This window comes from Paenibacillus albicereus (genome assembly GCF_012676905.1).
GTDB classification, from domain to species: Bacteria; Bacillota; Bacilli; order Paenibacillales; family Paenibacillaceae; genus Paenibacillus_O; species Paenibacillus_O albicereus.
The window spans coordinates 3344432-3363951 of record NZ_CP051428.1 but is presented as its reverse complement, the minus strand read 5'-3'; the positions used below and the strand labels follow the sequence as shown (position 1 = coordinate 3363951).

Here is a 19520-nt window from a genome sequence, read left to right as displayed (position 1 = left end):
GCGCGGAATGCGAGGAAGCCGCCGCAAAGAGCGCGGCAAGCGCTGACGCTCCGGCTACAGGCTGCGCTCCAGCAGCCGGCCGACCTGCTCGGCCATCACCTTGGGGGGATGAGGCATCCCGCTCCGGATCCACCATTCGATCATGCTGACATAAGCGGAGCCCGCGTATTGCAGCAGGACGTCCTCGCTCATCCCCTCGTTTCGGCCGCTCGTGCGGTCCACCTCGTCCTTGAAGCCGTCCATGAACGAGGCCAGGAGCCGGCTCCGGAAGGAGGCCGGGGCTTCCTTGCTGGCGAGCATCGCCGAGAAGAAGAGGAAGTTGGCCTCGAAATACTCGAAGTAGGGCACCAGCGCTTCGTTCCAGTTCAAGGCGCAGGCCCATTCGTCCAGCGCGGCGAGTTCGTCGAAATGCGACTCGATCAGCTTGTCGAGCAGATCGTACTTGTCCTTGTAGTGCAGGTAGAGCGTGCCGCGATTGACGTTCGCCCGGTCGGCGATGTCCTGGATCGTCACCTCGTCGAATTTCTTTTCGGCCATCAGCCCGACGAGGGCTTTTTTCAAGGCTTCCTGCGTACGGGCGATCCGGCGGTCCGGCTTGGCCACATTGTTCACCGACCTTTCGTTTATCGAACAGATGGCATGCCGCTTGTTGAATTCGGAACAGATCCAGCGGAATCAACCATTGAACCGATCGTGCCTGCCTCTATACTAATAGACAGAAGTTGAATAAACAATTGCTATTGCATAGGAGGCCAAGCCCATGATCCAAACGCAAGCCCATGCCGTCTTCGACGCCGCAGGTCCATTCCGTCGCACGGAAATCGAGCGCCGGGAGCTGGAGCCTCATGACGTGCTCATCGATATCAAGTACGCCGGCATCTGCCATTCGGACATCCATACCGCCCGGGGAGACTGGGGACCGGTCGAGTATCCGCTCGTGCCGGGACATGAGATCGCCGGCGTCGTCTCGGCCGTCGGATCGGCCGTCACCCGCCATGCGGTCGGCGATCGGGTCGGAGTCGGCTGCATGGTCGACTCCTGCCGGGAGTGCAAGCCGTGCCGGGACGGGCAGGAGCAGTACTGCCAGAAAGGCAATACGGGCACTTACGGCGCGGTCGACCGATACGGGCAGCTGACCCAAGGCGGCTACTCGGAGCGAATCGTCGTGAACGAGGACTTCGTCGTGCGGATTCCGGACGGCATCGAGCTGGACGCGGCCGCTCCGCTGCTATGCGCCGGCATCACCACGTACTCCCCGCTCCGTCACTGGCAAGCCGGGCCCGGCCGCAAAGTCGCGGTCGTCGGACTGGGCGGACTCGGGCATATGGCGGTCAAGCTCGCCCATGCGATGGGCGCCGAGGTCACCGTCCTGTCGCAGACGCTGAGCAAGCGGGAGGACGGCCTGCGCCTTGGCGCGGCTCATTATTACGCCACGAGCGATCCTCGTACGTTCGAGGCGCTGGCGGGCTCGTTCGACCTGATCCTGAACACGGTGAGCGCGGCGATCGACATCGATGCCTACCTTTCCCTGCTTGCCCTCGACGGCACGCTGGTCAACGTCGGCGCGCCGGCCGAGCCGATGACGATCCATGCGTTCCCGCTCCTGCTGCATCGCCGCTCCTTTGCCGGATCGACGATCGGCGGCATCGCCGAGACGCAGGAGATGCTCGATTTCTGCGCCGAGCATCGCATCGCGCCCGAGATCGAGCTCATCGCCGCCGACCGGATCGACGAGGCCTGGGAGCGGGTGCTCGCCTCCGACGTCCGCTACCGGTTCGTCATCGACATCAGCACGATGGGGCGGGAGTAGCCGTGCCGCGTCCGCTCGGGAGGGGATGGACATGCGCTTGAACCGCAAGCGCAGCCGGGAGGGGACGGACATGGGCTCAGCCCGCAATCACGGCCGAGAGGCGAGGCGCATCAGCTCGAATCCGAAGCGCGGCCGTGTCCGCTTCGCCTTGCTGCTCGGCCTGTTCTCCGCGCTCGGCCCGTTCACCGTCGACATGTACCTCTCGTCGCTGCCGCAGCTGACCCGCACGTTCCAGTCCGATCCGACCACCGTCCAGCTCAGCTTGACGAGCTGCCTGCTCGGACTGGCGCTCGGCCAGGTGTTCCTCGGCCCGCTGAGCGACAGCCTGGGCAGGCGAAGGCCGCTGGCAGCCGCGATGCTGCTGTACGCCGCCGCTTCGGTCGCCTGCGCCAGCGCGCCGGACGTGGAGTCGTTCATCGCCCTGCGCTTCCTGCAAGGCTTCGTCGCCTCGGCCGGAATCGTCATCTCGCGCGCCATCGTGCGCGACTCGTACAGCGGCGTCGAGCTGACGAAGTTCATCGCCCTGCTGACGATGATCGGCAATGTCGCGCCGCTGATCTCGCCCGTCGCGGGGAGCGTCGTGACCTCCTATGCGCCTTGGACGTCCGTCTTCCTCTGCCTGGCGCTGCTCGGGCTCGGACTGACCGCGGTCACCCTGCTCGGAATCAAGGAGACGCTGCCGCCGGAGCGGCGCGCGGCCAGCGGCATAGCCGGGGTGCTCGGGCAGTACAGGCGGCTGATCGCCGACCGCTCCTTCATCGGCTACGCGCTCGTGACGGGTATCCTGTTCGCCGGCGTCTTCGCCTACGTGGCGGCCACGCCATTCGTCTATCAGACGATGTACGGCGTCTCGCCGCTGCTGTACTCCGTCCTGTTCGCGCTCAACGGCGGCGCCATCATGCTCGGCTCCTTGCTCGTGCGGCGCCTGGCCGGGCAGCGCGACGAAGCGTCGATCGTGCGGCTCGGCCTGTGGACCGCCTGCGTCTCCAGCGCGGCCGTGCTGCTCGTCGTCTTGGCCGGCGGTCCGCTGTACGCGCTCGTAGCGGCGCTGTTCGCCTTCGCCATGTCGATCGGCATGATCGGGCCGGCGACGTTCGCCCTCGCGATGGAAAAGCAGGGGCATCGTGCGGGGCAGGCGGCGGCGCTGCTGGGCATCCTGCCGTATCTGTTCGGCTCGCTTGCCTCGCCGATCGTCGGCATCGCCGGCGAAAGCTCTGCCCTGCCTTTCGGCATCCTGCTGCTCGCGTCGAGCCTGCTGGCCGCCTTGGCCTATGCCGGCCTGGCGGCGCGGCCGCGTGCCGCCGCCGCAGGCTGAGCGGCGGCTGCTGTCTGAGCGGCAGCTGCTGTCTGAGCGGCAGCAGGTGCAGAAGATCGGCTGTTGCGGCTCTCGTTCCGATCACGAGCCGATCGAAAGTGGCAATGGTGAGCGCCGCTGCCGGGGAAACGCGCCCGTATGCGGTGAATATGGCATGGAGGAGCGCCAACGCAGCGAGAATGCGCTCCTACGCAGGGGCGTTCCGCAGCCATCGGCTGACCCGTCCATGGCCGCCGCCTCGCGCTGCGCCGCGCGCTGCGCCTCCGCGCAGACGCAACGCAGCTTAAAAAAATCGGACGAACCGCTAGCTAGCGGCTCGTCCGATTTTTTTTTGATTCGTTCTGCCGCTTGCCCGGAGCAGCTTCGTCAGCCGCACGAGCGCGCGCGGCTCTTCAAGGCGCCGCTGCCCTTCAGGAGAGCTTGCGCATGCAGCCTCGTCACCCTTCGTCCGGACGGGTCCGGCGCGCGAAGCTCAGCACGAGATCCTGCGCGTAGTCGCCGAAGCCCGCCCCGAACAGGTTGAGGCCGCGCGCGTTCGTCGCGCCGGCGGCGACCGCCAGCTGGATGCGGACCGGCTCGTTGAACGCGAGCGGCAGATCGCCAAGCGACAGCTCCGAGCAGCGCTCGCCGTTCAGGAACGAGCCGTCACGGGTTACTTTCCATTCGGTCAAGCGGCCGTACTCGGTATTGCCGCGCCAGCGCTCCGGGGTGAAGCGCCCCTTGCGATCGCCGAAGTCGCCGGGGCTCGTCCACGTGCCGACCGTACGGCCGCCGATCGACAGCGTGATGTCCGACGGCCAGTCGTCGCGAAAGCCGGGCGCTTCGGAGCAGAGCTCGGCCGTGAGCGCGAGTTCGTCCAGCTCCGCGCCCGGCGGCATCGGGTTGGCGAATTCGTACTCCAGGCTGCCGCAGCCGGAAAACCAGAGCACGGCCGCCTCAGTCCGCTCCGGCATGTAGAAGACGCGGGGGTCGTCCGGCGAGCCGATGCCGACGCCTTCGCGGGAGGCCATGCCGCATGGAGCTTGGATGTCGCAGCGGGAATAGAGGCCGATCGGCATGCGGATCTCCTCGACGCGCCGGAGCGCGTCGCCGGAGCGCAGCGGCAGCTCCAGCAGCACGGAGCGGCAGCTGGCCGTGCAGATTTTCTCGCGGCCGCTGCCTTGGCGGCAGGAGACGAGCTCCGCCTGCTCGAGCGCCTGCACGTTGATCGAGATGGTCGGCTGAGCCGCGCCGAGCGCCTCGGCGAGCTGACTGACGCTCATCGGCCGCTCGCCGAGCGCCTCCAGGATGCGCAGCCGGATGTCGCTCGACAGCGCTTTGGCGACGTCGAGCAGGCGGGAGGCGGGATAGCGGATCAGCTCTTGCTTCGGTTCATTCATGGCAGCCCGTCCTTTGGAATCGATGGATGCTTCTAGTCTAGCGGTTCTCATCAATATTGTAAAATTATAATATACATTGCACAAACATTATGTATGCGCTATGATGAGGGCAATTCCTGCTGGAAAGGTGTGTGTCCATACGTGCCATCGATGACCGATACGAAGCTTGAGCTGCCTCGCCCCGAGCATCCCCGTCCCGATTGGGAGCGCGGGGATTGGCTGAATTTGAACGGCCCCTGGGACTTCCGATTCGAGGCGGCAGCTGCTTCGGAACGCTCCGCCCAGGCGGCCGGAACGAACGAAGCGCAGCCGGACGCGAAGTCGGCCGGACCGGATCAAGGCCCGCCGACTTCCTCCTCTGCCGCCGCATCCGACTCTTCATCCGCGTCCGATACCGCACCCGCATCCGCACCTGCATCCGACACCGCACCCGCGTCCGCGCCCGCCCGCCGGCTGCCGGAAGCAGCCGAATTCGAGGCCCGCATCACCGTGCCGTTCTCGTGGGCGAGTCCGCTGTCGGGCTGGGGCCGCGACGAAAAAGGCATCGGCTGGTACCGGCGGACCGTACGCTGGACGCCGGCCGCACCCGGCTCGCTCGTCTTCCTGCGCTTCGGCGCGGTCGATTACGAGTGCGACGTCTGGGTGAACGGCGTCCATGCCGGCTCCCACCGGGGAGGCTACGGCTCGTTCGAGCTGGACGTGACGGGGTCTTGGCGGACGGAGGCGGACAACGAGATCGTCGTCCGCGCCGAGGACCTCGACGGAGCGTGGCAGGCGCGCGGCAAGCAGGGCTACGGCGAGATCCGCGGCATCTGGCAGCCCGTCTGGCTGGAAGGCCGGGCGCAGACGTTCGTGCGGAGCGCCAAGTTCGAGACGGCGATCGACGGCACGGTCGAGGCGGTGCTGCGCATCGAGGCCGACCAGGCGGGAGAGGCGCTGCTGCAGCTGGATTTCGGACCGGACGCGGCGGCGAGCGAGAAGCTGCAGCTGGCACCCGGCGCGAACGAAGCGCGGGTCCGCTTCACCGTCCGCGAGCCGCGGCTCTGGAGCCCGGACGCTCCGCATCTGTATGAAGGAGAGCTGACGCTGACGAGCCTGGCGGGCGAGGATCGCATCTCCACGTACTTCGGCATCCGCGAGATCGGGGCCGAGGCGTTCGGAGAACGGAGCTACAAGTGGATCACGCTGAACGGCAAGCCGGTCTATCTGAACGGCACGCTCGACCAGTCCTACCACAAGACGGGCTACTTCACGTATCCGACGGATGAAGAGATGCGCGAGGAAATCTATCTGATGAAGAGGCTCGGCCTCAACTTCGTGCGCATCCACATCAAGCCGGAGGAGCCGCGCAAGCTGTACTGGGCCGACAAGCTCGGCATCCTCGTCATGGAAGACATGCCTTGCTTCTGGGGCAATCCGGACGAGCGGGCGCGCGCCGCGTACGAGAGCGAGGCGCGGGAGACGATCGAGCGCGACTGGAACCATCCGTCGATCTTCTCGTGGGTCATGTTCAACGAGACCTGGGGACTGAAGACGGACGCAGGCGCGGTGTCGACGACGGGAGACGCGGGCCAGCGGCAGCTGTACCTCCCGGAAACCCAGGCATGGGTGCGCCGCTGCTACCGCTGGGCCAAGGAGATGGACCCGACCCGTCTCGTCGAGGACAACTCGCCGTGCAACGGGGACCATGTCGAGACCGACCTCAATACATGGCATTTCTATGTGAACGGGTACGGCAAGCTGCGCGAGCATGTCGAGCATGTCGTCGCGGGCACGCATCCCGGCTCCGAGCTCAATTACATCGGCGGCAACAAGCAGGCGGATGCCCCGCTCATGAACAGCGAGTGCGGCAACGTCTGGGGCATCGAGGGCGGAGCGGGCGACAGCGACCTGGCCTGGCATTACCGCTATATGCTCAACGAGTTCCGCCGCCACGACAAGCTGTGCGGCTTCGTGTTCACCGAGTTCCGCGACGTGACGAACGAATTCAACGGCTACTACCGCCTGGACGGGTCGGCCAAGGACTTCGGCTATGACGGCGTCCTGCCGGGCATGAGCCTGCGCGACCTGCACGCGGCCGACTTCATCGTCGTCGACGAGCCTCCCTGCCGGACGGTGGAGGCAGGCTCCGAGGCTGAGGTGAAGCTGCTCCGCTCCAGCTACAGCGATGCCCATCACGGACGGACGCTGACGCTGCAGTGGGAGCTCGCCCATGACCGGGACGGAGCGCGGACGATCCGCGAAAGCGGGGAGGTCGAGCTCGGATGGGACGGCTACGGCGTCGCCGAGCTGCAGCCGCTGCGCGTGACGATGCCGCACGAGGACGCCGTGGCGGTCCTCGGCCTGCGCCTCGTCGACGAAAAGGGCGAGGTCGTCAGCCGCAACTTCACGACGTTCGACGTCAGAGGGTCCTCCGGCAGCCGGCCGCTCGCCGCATCCGTGCCCGTCGCCGATACCGCAGAGCGCTCGTTCGAGCCGGCATGGACCGCGATCGGCGGACAGAAGCTGAACGGCGGCCGCGCGGGCAGCTTCGCCTACGACATCGTTCTGCCGGACGCCGAGCGGCTGCCGCTGCTGTCGGAGGTGGAGATCCGCTTCGAAGCCGGCTCCAAGCGCCTGCTCGCGCATCATGTGGAGGGGCAGAGCCAGGCGGCGAACGTCGACTTCATGCACGGCGACCGGGCGGACGCCGAGAACAACGCCAACACGCACTTCATGACGGGCGAGGACAAGCATGCGTCGCAGGTCGACGTTCTCGTGGACGGCGAGCGGATCGCGGCCTTCGTCCTGCCGGACGATCCGGCCGACGCGCGCGGCATCCTCTCCTGGCACTACCAGGAGTCGGACCGCCGGCTGAGCGAGGCCGGCTCCTACGGCTGGCTGTGCCGGGCGCAGGTGCCGGCGCGGCTCGTGGCGAAGCTCGACCGCAAGCGCGGCCTGCGGCTGGAGCTGCGCGCCGGCGAAGGCGGCCTGTCGCTGTACGGCCGGGATGCCGGCCGCTATCCGGTGGCGATCGAGGCGATCTGCCGCTGAATCGGGCCGCGAGCGGAGGAAGGGAGTCCGTCCTATGGACGGACTTTTCGCCATGCGGTAAGGTAAGGTGGAGTAGGATGAACGCGATGACAGGAGGGGGACCTGCGACATGAAGCACCAAGCATACGAGGGGACGTACCAGGGGGAAAAGGCGGTCTGGCTGCGGTCGGGCAAGTACGAGGCCGCGCTGCTGCCGGAGATCGGGGGCAATCTGATCGCCTTCCGCGACACGGAATCGGGCAGCCGGTTCCTGAACGAGCCGGCCGCAGAGGAGATGGAGGCGTTCAAGGCGCGTCCGATGATCCACGGCATCCCGGTGCTGTTCCCGCCGAACCGCTACGAGGACGGCGCTTTCCCTTGGGAAGGCCGCACGCTGCAGCTGCCGGTCAACGAGCCGGAGACGGGCAACCATCTGCACGGATTCGTCTATAAGGTGCCGTGGGAGATCGAGGACTACGGCACGACCGCGAGCAGCAGCTATGCCGTCACGGCCATCCGGGTCGACGAGAGCCATCCGAGCTATGCGAGCTTCCCGTTCCGCTACACGATCCGGCTCCGCTACGAGCTGGGCGAGCTGGGCCTGTCCCAGCAGGTGCAGGTCATCAACGAAGGCGACGTCGCCCTGCCTTGCCTGCTCGCCTTCCACACGGCGGTGCGGGCGCCGTTCCATCCCGGCAGCGCGGCGTCCGACTGCAAGGTCAAGCTGACGATCGGCGAGCGCTGGGAGCTGGACGAGCGCATGCTGCCGACCTCGCGCCATCAGCCGCTCAGCCCCGAGGAGGAGCAGCTCAAGGGAGAGGGCGTCGATCCGTTCCACGCGGCGATGGACAACCATTACACGGCCGTGCCGCAGCAAGGCCGCAACCGGATGGAGCTGACGGACGCCAAAGCGGGCCTTACGCTCGTCTACGACGTCGGCACGTCCTACAAGCAGTGGATGATCTGGAACAACTTCGCGACGGAGGGCTTCTTCTGTCCCGAGCCGCAGGTCAGCCTCGTCAACGCGCCCAAGTCGCCGCTGCCGGCGGAGGAGATCGGGCTGTTCCGCCTGGAGCCCGGCGAGATTTGGGAGGAGCGCGCGCGGCTGTATGTGAAGGCGGCCCGCTGACCGCTGTACGTTCAAAAGAATGCGATGCCGAAAAGCCGCCCTATGCGATAGGGCGGCTTTTCGCGGGAAGCGGGCCCCGTCGCACGATTCCGGCATGACGGCAAAAGCTCCTTTCCGATCGGCCTGGAAAAGGTATACTGAAAGGGATCGTTCCGATCTACCCAGGCACATCGAAAAAGGAGTGGACAAGCCATGTGGAAAGACTTCAAGGCATTCGCCATGAAAGGCAACATCATGGAGCTGGCGATCGCGGTCATCATCGGAGCCGCCTTCGGCAAGATGGTCAGCTCGCTCGTCGCCGACATCGTGACGCCGCTGCTCGGCATCGTGCTCGGCGGCGTCGACGTCTCCGGGCTGGCGGCGACGTTCGGCGATACGACGCTGAAGTACGGCCTGTTCCTGCAGTCGATCATCGACTTCTTCATCGTCTCGTTCTCGATCTTCCTGTTCATCCGCCTGCTCGGCAAGCTCAAGCGCAAGGAAAAGGTCGAGGAAGGCCAGGCGGAGAAGGAAATCGTGCTGACCGGCGAGGAGAAGCTGCTCATCGAAATCCGCGACCTGCTCCGGGAACAGTCGAACCGCAACCGTCCTTAGCGCTCGTCGACATGTCCGTACAAGCCCGTCCTATGGTATACTGATCGGTAGCTTGATGGACGGGGTGCAGGCATGGAGGACAGACAACCGAAATACCGCTTGCTGAAGCAGCAGATCGAAGGCTGGCTGCAGGCGGGCAAATACCGGGCGGACGAGCAGCTGCCGTCCGAGAACGAGCTGGCGTCCGAGTTCGGGCTGAGCCGCCAGACGGTGCGCCAGACGATCGGCGAGCTGGTCCGCGACGGGCTGCTCTACCGCGTGCACGGCAAAGGCACGTTCGCGGCTTCGTCGGCGCGCGCCGGAGCCGTCGGCGGCACGGCCGTCGGCATGATTACGACGTACATCTCGGACTATATCTTCCCTCATCTCGTGCGCGGGGCGGAGGCCGAGCTGAGAAGCCGCGGCTGCGGGCTGCTGCTGTCGAGCACGGACAACAGCAAGGAGGCGGAGCGCGAGGGGCTCGAGCGCATGCTCGCCCACCCGGTCAAGGGGCTGATCGTCGAGCCGACCCGCAGCGCCCAGGGCAACACGAACCTGGACCTGTACGTGCGGCTCCAGCTGGACGGCATCCCGCTCGTCATGATCAACGAGCGCTATCCGGATCTGGACTGCCCCTGCGTCAAGGTAGACGACGAGGCAGGCGGCCATGCCGCCGCCGCCCACCTGCTGCGGCTCGGCCACACGCGTCTCGCGGGATTGTTCAAGACCGACGACATGCAGGGCACGAGGCGCCTGCAGGGCATGCTGCGCGCTTGCCGCGAGCACGGCTTGACGCCGGAGCCGGACCGGCTCGTCCTCTACGCGTCGGAGGACAAGGCGACCAAGCCCGCCGCCGCCGCGCGGCGGCTGCTGGAGCTGCCGGAGGGCGAGCGTCCGACGGCGCTCGTCTGCTACAACGACGAGCTCGCCGTGCAGCTCGTCGACCTCGCGCTCGGCCTCGGCCTGTCCGTTCCGGACGAGCTCTCGGTCGTCGGCTTCGACGACTCGCAGCTCGCGCTCGCCGGCCCGGTCAAGCTGACGACGCTGTCGCATCCCAAGGCTGAGCTCGGAGCGAGAGCGGCGCGGCTGCTGCTCGACCTGGCCGACGGCGGTCCGCCGCCGCCGCAGGAGCAGCTCGTCTATGCGCCCGAGCTGATCGAGCGCGGCTCGACCGCTCCGTGGAACGGCAAGTAACGCCGGCAGCGGCATCCGGGCGGACCCGGGTGCCGCTGCTTTTTCATGGAAGGACGCATCTAGTGCAGGCACTAGCCCTGACATTTATATCGAATAATATGGAATAAAATGACACAAAACAAACCGAATAGCCGAAAGATTCGCAGCTGCATCCATGCTTCGAATAGGTGGAATGCGCGGTGGCATAAATTTCCTGCTTGCTTGCCGTGATTTCAGCTCCATCTTGCTTGACAAAAGAAATGAAGTTGAATATTCTTAACGATAATGATTATCAATTGCAGGAAGCGGAAAAGGGGATCATCATCGTGAAGAAAGCCGGAATGAAGAAAAGCCTAGGTAGCCTGTCCATCGCGGCTGCGATCGCAGTCGGACTGATGGGATGCTCGTCCAACGCCGACAACGGAGCGAACAGCTCCAATGCAGCGAATGCCAACACCAGTCCGTCGCCTGCTGCGGAAGCAGCGTTCAACGCCAGCATCGATACCAAATTCGGTCAAGTGAACCTCACGGAAGAACCGAAACGCATCGTCGCGCTGGGCTGGGGCGATGCCGAGACGGCGCTCAGCCTCGGCGTCCAGCCGGTCGGCGCAAGCGACTGGCTCGCATTCGGCGGCGACGGAGTCGGCCCATGGCTGGAAGGCGCCTACACGACACCCCCTACGATTCTCGGAACGATGGAGCTCGATTACGAGAAGATCGCTTCCCTCGATCCCGACCTGATCCTGGACGTGAAGAGCTCCGGGGACGAGGAGCGCTACAAGCGCCTGTCCGAAATCGCCACGACGGTCGGCGTGCCGGCAGACGGCGACAACTATCTGACCTCCACGGAGGAGCAGGTCAACATGATCGCCGAAGCTCTCGGCAAGGAAGAAGAAGGCGCGGCGCTGCTCAAGCAAGTCGACGACGCGTTCGCCAAAGCGGCTGCGGACCATCCGGAGTTCGCCGGCAAGTCCATCGTCGTCGGGGCGTATTCCTCCGATGGCTTCGGCGCCTATGTGAAGGGCGATGCCCGACTCGACTTCATGGAACGGCTTGGATTCAAGAACAAGGAAGAAGTGGAGCAGATGTCCGAAGGCAATTTCTACGTCAAAGTCTCGGACGAGAAGCTGGACCTGCTGGATGCGGACGCGACGGTCATCATGCCGATCTGGGTCGATCCGAAGGAAATTACGGACAACAAGCTGTTCCAGAAAATCCCGTCTGTCGTCGACGGCAGATCCCTCATCCTCGATGAAGACACGTCCAACGCGTTCTCCACGGGCACCGTTCCGTCGCTGCTGTGGACGATCGAGAACCTGCCTGCCCAAGTCAAAGCCATCGTAAAAGGGTGATCTCGTTGGCCAAGCCGTCCAAGCCTGACCGAAATCAAGCTCGGCCTGTCGGTTCCTTGCGGTCCAAAAGGATGGCGGGGCTCGTCATCGCGCTCGTCCTGCTTGCGGCTGCCGCGTGCCTGAGCTTGATGGTCGGAGCGAAGCGGCTGTCCATCGATACCGTCCTGCAAGCGCTGCTTTCCAGCAGCGACACCTACGAGCACCGGGTCATACTGGATTCCCGGCTGCCTCGGACGCTGCTCGCGCTCGCGGTCGGTCCTGCATTCGGACTGTCCGGAGCGCTTATCCAGGCGTTGACGAGAAATCCATTGGCTGACCCCGGCATTCTTGGCGTGAGTGCAGGGGCAGCCTTTGCTGTTGCTATAGGCGTCGGCTTCTTTTCCATCGGCACGGTATCGGGATCCGTCGGCTTCGCGCTTGTCGGCGCGTTCGCGGCGACGGTCATCGTGTACGTGATCGGAGGCGGCGGGGGCAGAAGCTCGCCGACGCCCGTTCAGCTGACGCTTGCGGGCGTCGCGATCGGCGCGGCCTTGAGCGGGTTTACGACCGCCATGACGATCCTGGACAGCAAGGCGTTCGAGCGCATGCTGAACTGGACCGTGGGGACGCTGGCCCGCACGAGCCTGACGGATGTCGCGCCCGTGCTGCCGATCCTGCTCGTCGGCGCCCTGCTGGCGCTGGCGATCTCGCCTGCGCTCAACGCGATCGCTTTCGGCGAGGATCGGGCGGCCTCGCTAGGCGTGAACGTGCTGCTGGTCCGCGGCATCGGCCTGGTCGCGGTCACGCTGCTTGCGGGCGGCGCGACCGCGATCGCGGGTCCGATCGGCTTTCTCGGGCTGATGGTTCCCCACTGTATCCGCTGGTTCGTCGGTCCGAGCCAGCCTTGGATCTTCGTCTACTCGCTCGTCGTCGCTCCGCTGCTGCTCTTGGTCGCCGACATGATCGGGCGAACCGTCCTGTCGCCGGCCGAGGTTCCTGTCGGCATCATCATGGGCTTCATCGGCGGGCCGATCCTGATCCTGCTTGTCCGTCGCCGCTCGGCTGGCGCGCGGTCATGATGGCAGCCATGACGACAGCCACGCCGGTCAGCGAAGGCTATTTTCAACGTTTGGAGGAGTGCCCGCGATGACCCCCGTTCCGTTCGGCAGGCGCTACATACGCATCAAAAAAGGGATCCAGCTCCGAGTCGACGCGAGAAGCCTTGCCGTGACGGGCCTGGTTGTCGCCGCGACCTTGATTCTTGCCGTCGCCGGGCTGATGATGGGCTCCCTGCGCCTCAGCATGACGGAGGTTCTGGCCGCCCTGAGCGGGGAAGGCACCAAGCTGGCCCGAACGATCGTCGTCGAGTGGAGGCTGCCGCGCGTGCTGGCGGCAGCGGTGTTCGGCGCCGGACTGGCCGTGAGCGGAGCCATTTTCCAGTCGCTGACGCGCAATCCGCTCGGTTCTCCGGACATCATCGGATTGACGTCCGGCTCCTACACGGGAGCGCTCGTCGCCATGCTGCTCGTCGGCTCCAAGTCGTTCTCGGGCATCGCGGGCGGCGCGCTGATCGGCGGCCTGGCGACGGCCGCGCTCATTTATGCCCTGGCTTTAAAAAAAGGCACGCAAGGCTTCCGGTTCATCATCGTCGGCGTCGCGATCTCGACGATCTTGACCAGCCTGAACTCGATCCTCCTGCTGCGCAGCAAGACGGAGGTCGCCTTCACGGCCGCGGCCTGGGGTGCCGGCTCCTTGAACGGCATCACCTGGGCTCAGGCGGTGCCGGCGATGCTCATCGTCGGCGCGCTGCTGCTGGCGGCGACGACGATGATCCGGCCGCTGCGGGCCATGGAGCTCGGGGACGACGCGGCCAAAGCCCATGGAGTTCCTGTGGAGCGGTCCCGCCTGCTCCTGATTCTGATCGCCGTCCTGCTGACCGCCGCTCCGACGGCCGTCATGGGGCCGGTCAGCTTCATTGCCCTGGCGGCGCCTCAGATCGCGCTGCGGCTGACGAGGTCCGGGCACGGGTTCGCGCCTGCGGCGGCGATGGGGGCCTTCATCCTGCTGAGCGCGGACCTTGCCGCCCAGCGGATCGCCCCGGGCATCCTGCTTCCCGTCGGAGTCGTGACGTTGACGATCGGCGGCCTGTACCTCGTCGGGGTCCTGTTCCGGCAAGCGCGGTCGGCCTTGTAGCCCGGCATCCGCTAGGTTCGCGCGGACCGATCCCATCCATCCGAGTCTCATGCGGCAGCGCATGCAGACGGTAAGCAAGGGAGCCATCAGATGACAAGATTCGTGGAAGACCAAGGACGGCAGACCCGCTCCGAGACAAAGTCGAGGCTTTGGACGGAAGACGTCACCATCACTTATGAAGACCGCGTCATATCCCGCCATCTCTCCGTGCGGATTCCGGACGGCTCCTATACGGTCATCGTCGGGCCGAACGCCTGCGGCAAGTCGACGCTGCTTCGGGCTTTGTCCAAGCTCATCAAGCCGGCGGCGGGACAGATCCTGCTGGACGGAAAAGATATCGCGGCGTACAAGTCCAAGGAGGCGGCGCGCAAGCTCGGCTTGCTGCCGCAATCGTCGATCGCGCCGGACGGCATCACCGTGGCGAATCTCGTCGCGCATGGACGCTATCCGTATCAAAGCTTCATCCGGCAATGGACGGATGAGGATGAAGAAGCGGTCGGTGACGCGATGCGGCTGACCGATACGAGCGGGCTCGCCCATCGTCTCGTCGACGAGCTGTCGGGCGGGCAGCGGCAGCGCGTCTGGGTCGCGATGGCCATCGCGCAGCAGACCCCGCTGCTGCTGCTGGACGAGCCGACGACGTATCTGGATATCGCTCACCAGATCGATCTGCTGGAGCTGTTCAAGGACCTCAACGAGCAGGGCCGCACGATCGTCGCCGTCCTGCATGACCTGAACCATGCGGCGCGGTATGCGTCCCATCTCATCGCGATGAAGGATGGCGCGGTCGTCGCGCAAGGCGACCCCCGCCAGATCATTACGGAAAGTCTGGTCGAAGACGTCTTCGGCCTGAGGTGCAGGATCATCGACGATCCCGTGTCGCATACGCCGCTCGTCGTTCCGCTGGGAAGGTAGGAAGGGACGATTCGGGAGGAGGAGCAAAGGCTGCCGCTTGCAGAAGCGGCAGCTTTTTTCTGTCTTCACCTCCGCGGACTTCCTGTCTTCACCTCCGCGGACCGGGAGGCCGGCGGCGCGGTCCCTCATCGCCGGCGTCCGCGAAGGCCCGGAGTCTGCGGACGCCCTCGGCGATCCGCGTCTCGTCCAGATTGCCGTAGCCGAGGGCGATTCCGCAGCGGCAAGCGCCGGACGGGCCGGGGGCATCCGGGATGAAACGGCCGAGAGATCGGCAGCGGAGACTCCTTGAAGCAGCAGAAGCGTCGTCCGACCCGGACGGCGCTTTTTTGGTAATGGACTAGCCGGCCCAAGCGGACCGTTTCTTCTTGTACATACCAATTTTACCGAAAGAAAAAAATTCTTTCCAACATGTACATACAAGTTTATACTAAGGGCAGGTTCAAGCGAAAGGAGCAAGCCGGCATGCTGGAGCAGCTGAAGCAAGAGGTGCTGGAGGCGAACCTCGACCTGCCGCGCCACGGACTGGTGACGTTCACATGGGGCAACGCGAGCGGCATCGACCGGGAAACCGGACTCGTCGTCATCAAGCCAAGCGGAATCGACTACAACGCCATGAAGGCGGAGGACATGGTCGTTGTCGACCGCAAAGGCGCCGTCGTGGAGGGCAAGTGGAAGCCGTCCTCGGATACGGCGACCCATCTGGTGCTGTACGAGGCGTTTCCCGGCATCGGGGGCATCGTCCATACGCATTCGCCGTGGGCGACCTCCTGGGCTCAGGCCGGACGTCCGATTCCGGCGCTCGGTACGACGCATGCGGATTATTTTTACGGGGAGATTCCGTGCACGCGCCCGATGCGGGATGCGGAGATCGCAGGCGCATATGAGGAGGAGACGGGCCGCGTGATCGTGGAGACGTTCGCCGGCCGCGAGCCGGACGACATCCCCGGCGTGCTCGTCCATGCGCATGCGCCGTTCGTCTGGGGAACGGCGCCGGCCACGGCGGTGCATCACGCGGTCGTGCTGGAGGAGGTCGCCAAGATGGCGTACCATACGTTCCAGCTCCGGCCCGAGGCGCAGCCGATGGCCGCAGGCCTGCTCGACCGTCATTACCTGCGCAAGCACGGCGCAGGCGCTTATTACGGACAGACCGCGACTTAGGAGGAGATCAGAATGGGCAACTACGCCATCGGCGTCGATTACGGCACGCAGTCCGGACGCGCCGTGCTGGTGAATCTGGCGGACGGGGCGGAGATGGCGGATCATGTGACGCCCTATCCGCATCATGTGATCGACCGCAGGCTGCCCGGCACGGGCCGGCTGCTGGAGGACGACTGGGCGCTGCAGCATCCCGGCGACTACATCGCGGTGCTCGAGCGCTCCATTCCGGAGGTGCTGCGGCAGACCGGCATCGATCCGGACGAGGTGATCGGCATCGGCATCGACTTCACCGCCTGCACGATGCTGCCGGTCGACGAGAACGGCACGCCGCTCTGCCTGCTGCCGGCGTTCAGCGCCGAGCCGCACAGCTGGGTCAAGCTGTGGAAGCATCACGCCGCCCAGGACGAGGCGAGCCGGCTGAACGAGATCGCGGCCGAGCGAGGCGAGCGCTGGCTGGCCCGCTACGGCGGCAAGATTTCCTCGGAATGGATGATGGCTAAAATCTGGCAGATTCTCGACGAGGCTCCGCATATCTACGAGGAGACGGATCGGTTCCTGGAGGCGACCGACTGGGTCGTCGCGCAGCTGACGGGCGTGACGCTGCGCAACAGCTGCACGGCGGGCTACAAGGCGATCTGGCACAAGCAGGACGGCTATCCGGGCAAGGATTTTTTGAAAGCGCTTGATCCGCGTCTGGAGCGGCTGGCGGAAACGAAGCTGCGCGGCGACATCGTGCCGCTCGGCACGCGCGCCGGCGGCCTGACGCCGGACATGGCGGAGCGGACCGGCCTGCGGGCGGGCATCGCCGTCGCGGTCGGCAACGTCGACGCCCATGCGGCCGTGCCGGCGGTCGGCGTCGTGACGCCCGGCAAGCTCGTCATGGCGATGGGCACGTCGATCTGCCACATGCTGCTCGGCACGGAGGAGCGCGAGGTGGAGGGCATGTGCGGCGTCGTCGAGGACGGCATCATCCCGGGCTACTACGGCTACGAGGCCGGGCAGTCGGCGGTCGGCGACATTTTCGAGTGGTACGTCACCGAGGGGGTGCCGGCCTACGTGCGCGAGGCGGCGGACGTCGCGGGCATCGGCGTGCACGAGTGGCTGGAGGCGGAGGCGTCCAAGTCCCGTCCGGGAGAGTCGGGGCTGCTGGCGCTCGACTGGTGGAACGGCAACCGCTCCGTGCTCGTCGACACCGACCTGACCGGCCTGCTGCTCGGCTACTCGCTGCAGACGCGCCCCGAGGAGATCTACCGCGCGCTGCTCGAGGCGACGGCCTACGGCACGCGCAAGATCGTCGACGCCTTCCACGGCAGCGGCGTGCCGGTCGACGTGCTGTACGCCTGCGGCGGCCTGCCGCAGAAGAACCGCCTGCTCATGCAGATTTACGCCGATGTGACCGGGCGCGAGATCTTCATCGCCGACTCTCGGCAGACGCCGGCGCTCGGCGCTGCGATGTTCGCCGCGGTCGCGGCCGGCGAGGAGGCAGGCGGCTACGCGACGATCGTCGAAGCCGCCGCCGCGATGGCGCGGGTCAAGGAAGAGAGCTATCGTCCGATTCCGGACCATCAAGCCGTCTACGAGCGTCTGTACGGTGAATACAGCCGGCTGCATGACTACTTCGGACGCGGCGGCAACGACGTGATGAAGACGCTCAAGACGATCCGCGAGACGGCGAAGTCCGCTGCGGCTCCCGCATCCATGCCTTCATCCGCATCCGCATCCGCATCCACATGCACATCCGCATCCACATCCATTATCTGAAAGCGAGGTCTTCTCTCTATGATTCCTGTACCTGCCTATCGCTTCTGGTTCCTGACCGGCAGCCAGCATCTATACGGTCCGGAGACGCTCGAGGAGGTCGCGGCCAACGCCGCCGCGATCGTCCGCCATCTGAACGAGGAGGGCGGACTGCCTTATGAGGTGTCGCTGCATTCCGTCGTCAAGACGCCGGACGAGATCCGGCAGGCGCTCGTCGAGGCGAGCTCGGATAAGCTCTGCGCCGGCGTCATCACTTGGATGCATACGTTTTCCCCGAGCAAGATGTGGATCGGCGGACTGAGCGCGCTGACCAAGCCGCTGCTGCATCTGGCCACTCAGTTCCACCGCGACATCCCGTGGGACGAGATCGACATGGACTTCATGAACGCCAACCAGTCGGCGCACGGCGACCGCGAGCACGGCTTCATCACCGCTCGCATGAACGTGCCGCGCAAGGTCGTGTTCGGCCACTGGCAGGACGCGGAGGTGCTGAGCCAGCTCGGCGGCTGGCAGCGCACGGCGGCGGCATTCGCCGAGAGCCGATCGCTCAAGGTCGCCCGCTTCGGCGACAACATGCGCCAGGTCGCGGTCACCGAGGGCGACAAGGTCGAGGCGGAGATCAAGTTCGGCTGGTCGGTCAACACGTACGGCGTCGGCGACCTGGCGCAGCGCGTGGAGGCGGTGGCGGCGGAGCAGGTCGAGGAGCGGATGGCTCTGTATGCGGAGCGCTATGAAATCGTCGCTCCGGGACCGGAGCAGCGCGAGGCGATCGCCTATCAAGCGCGGCTGGAGCTGGCGATCCGCTCCTTTCTCGAGGAAGGCGGCTTCACGGCGTTCACGACGACGTTCGAGGATCTGCACGGCTTGCGCCAGCTGCCGGGCCTCGCGGTGCAGCGGCTCATGGAGGACGGCTACGGCTTCGCGGGCGAAGGCGACTGGAAGACGGCCGCGCTCGTGCGCCTCATGAAAGTGATGGCCGGCAACGCGGGCACCTCGTTCATGGAGGATTACACCTATCATCTGGAACCGGGCCACGAGCTGGTGCTCGGCGCGCATATGCTGGAGATTTGCCCGACAATCGCGGCCGGCAAGCCCCGTCTGGAGGTGCATCCGCTCGGGATCGGGGGCAAGGAGGACCCGGCGCGGATGGTGTTCGACGGCCGCGCCGGCGAAGCGCTCAACGTGACGATCGTCGACCTCGGCGGGCGGTTCCGCCTCGTCGTGAACGAGGTCGAGGCGGTGGCGGCGGGCCGGCCGCTGCCGAAGCTGCCGGTCGCGCGCGTGCTGTGGAAGGTGCTGCCGACGCTCAAGGACGGAGTCGAGGGCTGGATCGCGGCCGGCGGCGCGCATCATACCGGCTTCTCGTACGTCGTGAAGACGGAGCAGCTGCTCGACTTCGCGGAGATGGCGGGCATCGAGGCGGTCGTCATCGGCCGCGGCACCGACCCGGGACGCCTGCGCCAGGAGCTGCGGTGGAGCGACCTCGCCTGGCGGCTGGGCCGCTAGGCGGCGCGCGCGGTCAGGGCGGCTTGAGGCGAAGCTTTCGCCGGCAGGTCCGTATCCGTATGGGCAGCAAGCGTCCGCCGAGCAGCAAGCGTCCGCCGCCAGGGTCCGTATGGGCAGCAAGCGTCTGAACCGCGACCGATCTATCTCGTTTGGATACCGATTAGGCCTCGAATAAGCAGCGGCATGAACCTTTCTATTCTATAGGCTGTAACAAGTACTAGAACGATACGCCATCCCGCAGAGGCTGTCCCAGAGGTCGAAGCGACGG

General features: G+C 65.8%; 15 protein-coding genes. 13 read left to right on the top strand and 2 right to left on the bottom strand.

All coding sequences use genetic code 11. From position 1 onward, the window contains the following. Positions 1-54: 54 nt before the first annotated feature. Positions 55-603, bottom strand: a complete 549-nt coding sequence (locus HGI30_RS14885; RefSeq protein ID WP_168909909.1) for a TetR/AcrR family transcriptional regulator — start codon at positions 601-603, stop codon at positions 55-57. 157 nt (positions 604-760) lie between these two features. Here HGI30_RS14885 and HGI30_RS14880 point away from each other — a divergent pair, with 157 nt between their 5' ends. Both HGI30_RS14880 and HGI30_RS14875 read left to right on the top strand, forming a co-directional pair. Further along, on the top strand, positions 761-1810 hold the full coding sequence (locus HGI30_RS14880; RefSeq protein WP_168908271.1) for an NAD(P)-dependent alcohol dehydrogenase: 1050 nt from the start codon (positions 761-763) through the stop codon (positions 1808-1810). A 31-nt stretch (positions 1811-1841) separates the two neighbouring features. Beyond that, positions 1842-3125 carry a multidrug effflux MFS transporter gene (locus tag HGI30_RS14875; RefSeq protein ID WP_235680141.1) on the top strand — a complete coding sequence of 428 codons (1284 nt, stop codon included), beginning with the start codon at positions 1842-1844 and terminating at the stop codon, positions 3123-3125. A 437-nt stretch (positions 3126-3562) separates the two neighbouring features. Here the strand turns inward: HGI30_RS14875 and HGI30_RS14870 are convergent, their stop codons facing one another. Further along, complete coding sequence (locus HGI30_RS14870) at positions 3563-4504, bottom strand: ArsR/SmtB family transcription factor (protein ID WP_168908270.1); 942 nt, start codon at positions 4502-4504, stop codon at positions 3563-3565. A 150-nt stretch (positions 4505-4654) separates the two neighbouring features. On the opposite strand from HGI30_RS14870, the gene HGI30_RS14865 reads away from it, so the two are divergent. From HGI30_RS14865 to araA, 11 genes are all read left to right on the top strand, one after another. Further along, entirely contained in the window at positions 4655-7537 is a 2883-nt protein-coding gene (locus HGI30_RS14865) for a glycoside hydrolase family 2 protein (protein ID WP_206110104.1), read from the top strand. 109 nt (positions 7538-7646) lie between these two features. Then, positions 7647-8645 (top strand): aldose 1-epimerase, encoded by a 999-nt coding sequence (locus tag HGI30_RS14860; protein ID WP_168908269.1) that lies wholly within the window; start codon positions 7647-7649, stop codon positions 8643-8645. Positions 8646-8837: 192 nt separating this feature from the next. Next, positions 8838-9239 carry a large conductance mechanosensitive channel protein MscL gene (mscL, locus tag HGI30_RS14855; protein WP_168908268.1) on the top strand — a complete coding sequence of 134 codons (402 nt, stop codon included), beginning with the start codon at positions 8838-8840 and terminating at the stop codon, positions 9237-9239. 72 nt (positions 9240-9311) lie between these two features. Continuing rightward, positions 9312-10412 carry a GntR family transcriptional regulator gene (locus tag HGI30_RS14850; protein ID WP_168908267.1) on the top strand — a complete coding sequence of 367 codons (1101 nt, stop codon included), beginning with the start codon at positions 9312-9314 and terminating at the stop codon, positions 10410-10412. A 305-nt stretch (positions 10413-10717) separates the two neighbouring features. Continuing rightward, entirely contained in the window at positions 10718-11743 is a 1026-nt protein-coding gene (locus HGI30_RS14845; RefSeq protein WP_235680140.1) for an iron-siderophore ABC transporter substrate-binding protein, read from the top strand. Between the two features lie 71 nt (positions 11744-11814). Further along, positions 11815-12801 (top strand): FecCD family ABC transporter permease, encoded by a 987-nt coding sequence (locus HGI30_RS14840; RefSeq protein ID WP_168908266.1) that lies wholly within the window; start codon positions 11815-11817, stop codon positions 12799-12801. A gap of 67 nt (positions 12802-12868) precedes the next feature. After that, entirely contained in the window at positions 12869-13915 is a 1047-nt protein-coding gene (locus HGI30_RS14835; protein ID WP_168908265.1) for a FecCD family ABC transporter permease, read from the top strand. A gap of 90 nt (positions 13916-14005) precedes the next feature. Continuing rightward, positions 14006-14830 (top strand): ABC transporter ATP-binding protein, encoded by an 825-nt coding sequence (locus HGI30_RS14830; protein ID WP_168908264.1) that lies wholly within the window; start codon positions 14006-14008, stop codon positions 14828-14830. Between the two features lie 462 nt (positions 14831-15292). Next, positions 15293-15988: an L-ribulose-5-phosphate 4-epimerase gene (gene araD, locus HGI30_RS14825; protein WP_168908263.1), complete on the top strand. Its 696-nt coding sequence runs from the start codon at positions 15293-15295 to the stop codon at positions 15986-15988. A gap of 12 nt (positions 15989-16000) precedes the next feature. Further along, on the top strand, positions 16001-17749 hold the full coding sequence (locus HGI30_RS14820) for a ribulokinase (protein WP_168908262.1): 1749 nt from the start codon (positions 16001-16003) through the stop codon (positions 17747-17749). Positions 17750-17767: 18 nt separating this feature from the next. Beyond that, a complete protein-coding gene (gene araA, locus HGI30_RS14815) occupies positions 17768-19252 on the top strand; it encodes an L-arabinose isomerase (RefSeq protein WP_168908261.1) in 1485 nt (494 codons plus the stop codon). Positions 19253-19520: the final 268 nt, after the last annotated feature.

Excerpts from the sequence above, each read along its gene's own strand:
- HGI30_RS14880 (WP_168908271.1), top strand. The coding sequence starts at position 761 with ATGATCCAAACGCAAGCCCATGCCGTCTTCGACGCCGCAGGTCCATTC.
- HGI30_RS14875 (WP_235680141.1), top strand. The coding sequence starts at position 1,842 with ATGCGCTTGAACCGCAAGCGCAGCCGGGAGGGGACGGACATGGGCTCA.
- HGI30_RS14870 (WP_168908270.1), bottom strand. The coding sequence starts at position 4,504 with ATGAATGAACCGAAGCAAGAGCTGATCCGCTATCCCGCCTCCCGCCTG.
- HGI30_RS14865 (WP_206110104.1), top strand. The coding sequence starts at position 4,655 with ATGACCGATACGAAGCTTGAGCTGCCTCGCCCCGAGCATCCCCGTCCC.
- HGI30_RS14860 (WP_168908269.1), top strand. The coding sequence starts at position 7,647 with ATGAAGCACCAAGCATACGAGGGGACGTACCAGGGGGAAAAGGCGGTC.
- mscL (WP_168908268.1), top strand. The coding sequence starts at position 8,838 with ATGTGGAAAGACTTCAAGGCATTCGCCATGAAAGGCAACATCATGGAG.
- HGI30_RS14850 (WP_168908267.1), top strand. The coding sequence starts at position 9,312 with ATGGAGGACAGACAACCGAAATACCGCTTGCTGAAGCAGCAGATCGAA.
- HGI30_RS14840 (WP_168908266.1), top strand. The coding sequence starts at position 11,815 with ATGGCGGGGCTCGTCATCGCGCTCGTCCTGCTTGCGGCTGCCGCGTGC.
- HGI30_RS14835 (WP_168908265.1), top strand. The coding sequence starts at position 12,869 with ATGACCCCCGTTCCGTTCGGCAGGCGCTACATACGCATCAAAAAAGGG.
- HGI30_RS14830 (WP_168908264.1), top strand. The coding sequence starts at position 14,006 with ATGACAAGATTCGTGGAAGACCAAGGACGGCAGACCCGCTCCGAGACA.
- araD (WP_168908263.1), top strand. The coding sequence starts at position 15,293 with ATGCTGGAGCAGCTGAAGCAAGAGGTGCTGGAGGCGAACCTCGACCTG.
- HGI30_RS14820 (WP_168908262.1), top strand. The coding sequence starts at position 16,001 with ATGGGCAACTACGCCATCGGCGTCGATTACGGCACGCAGTCCGGACGC.
- araA (WP_168908261.1), top strand. The coding sequence starts at position 17,768 with ATGATTCCTGTACCTGCCTATCGCTTCTGGTTCCTGACCGGCAGCCAG.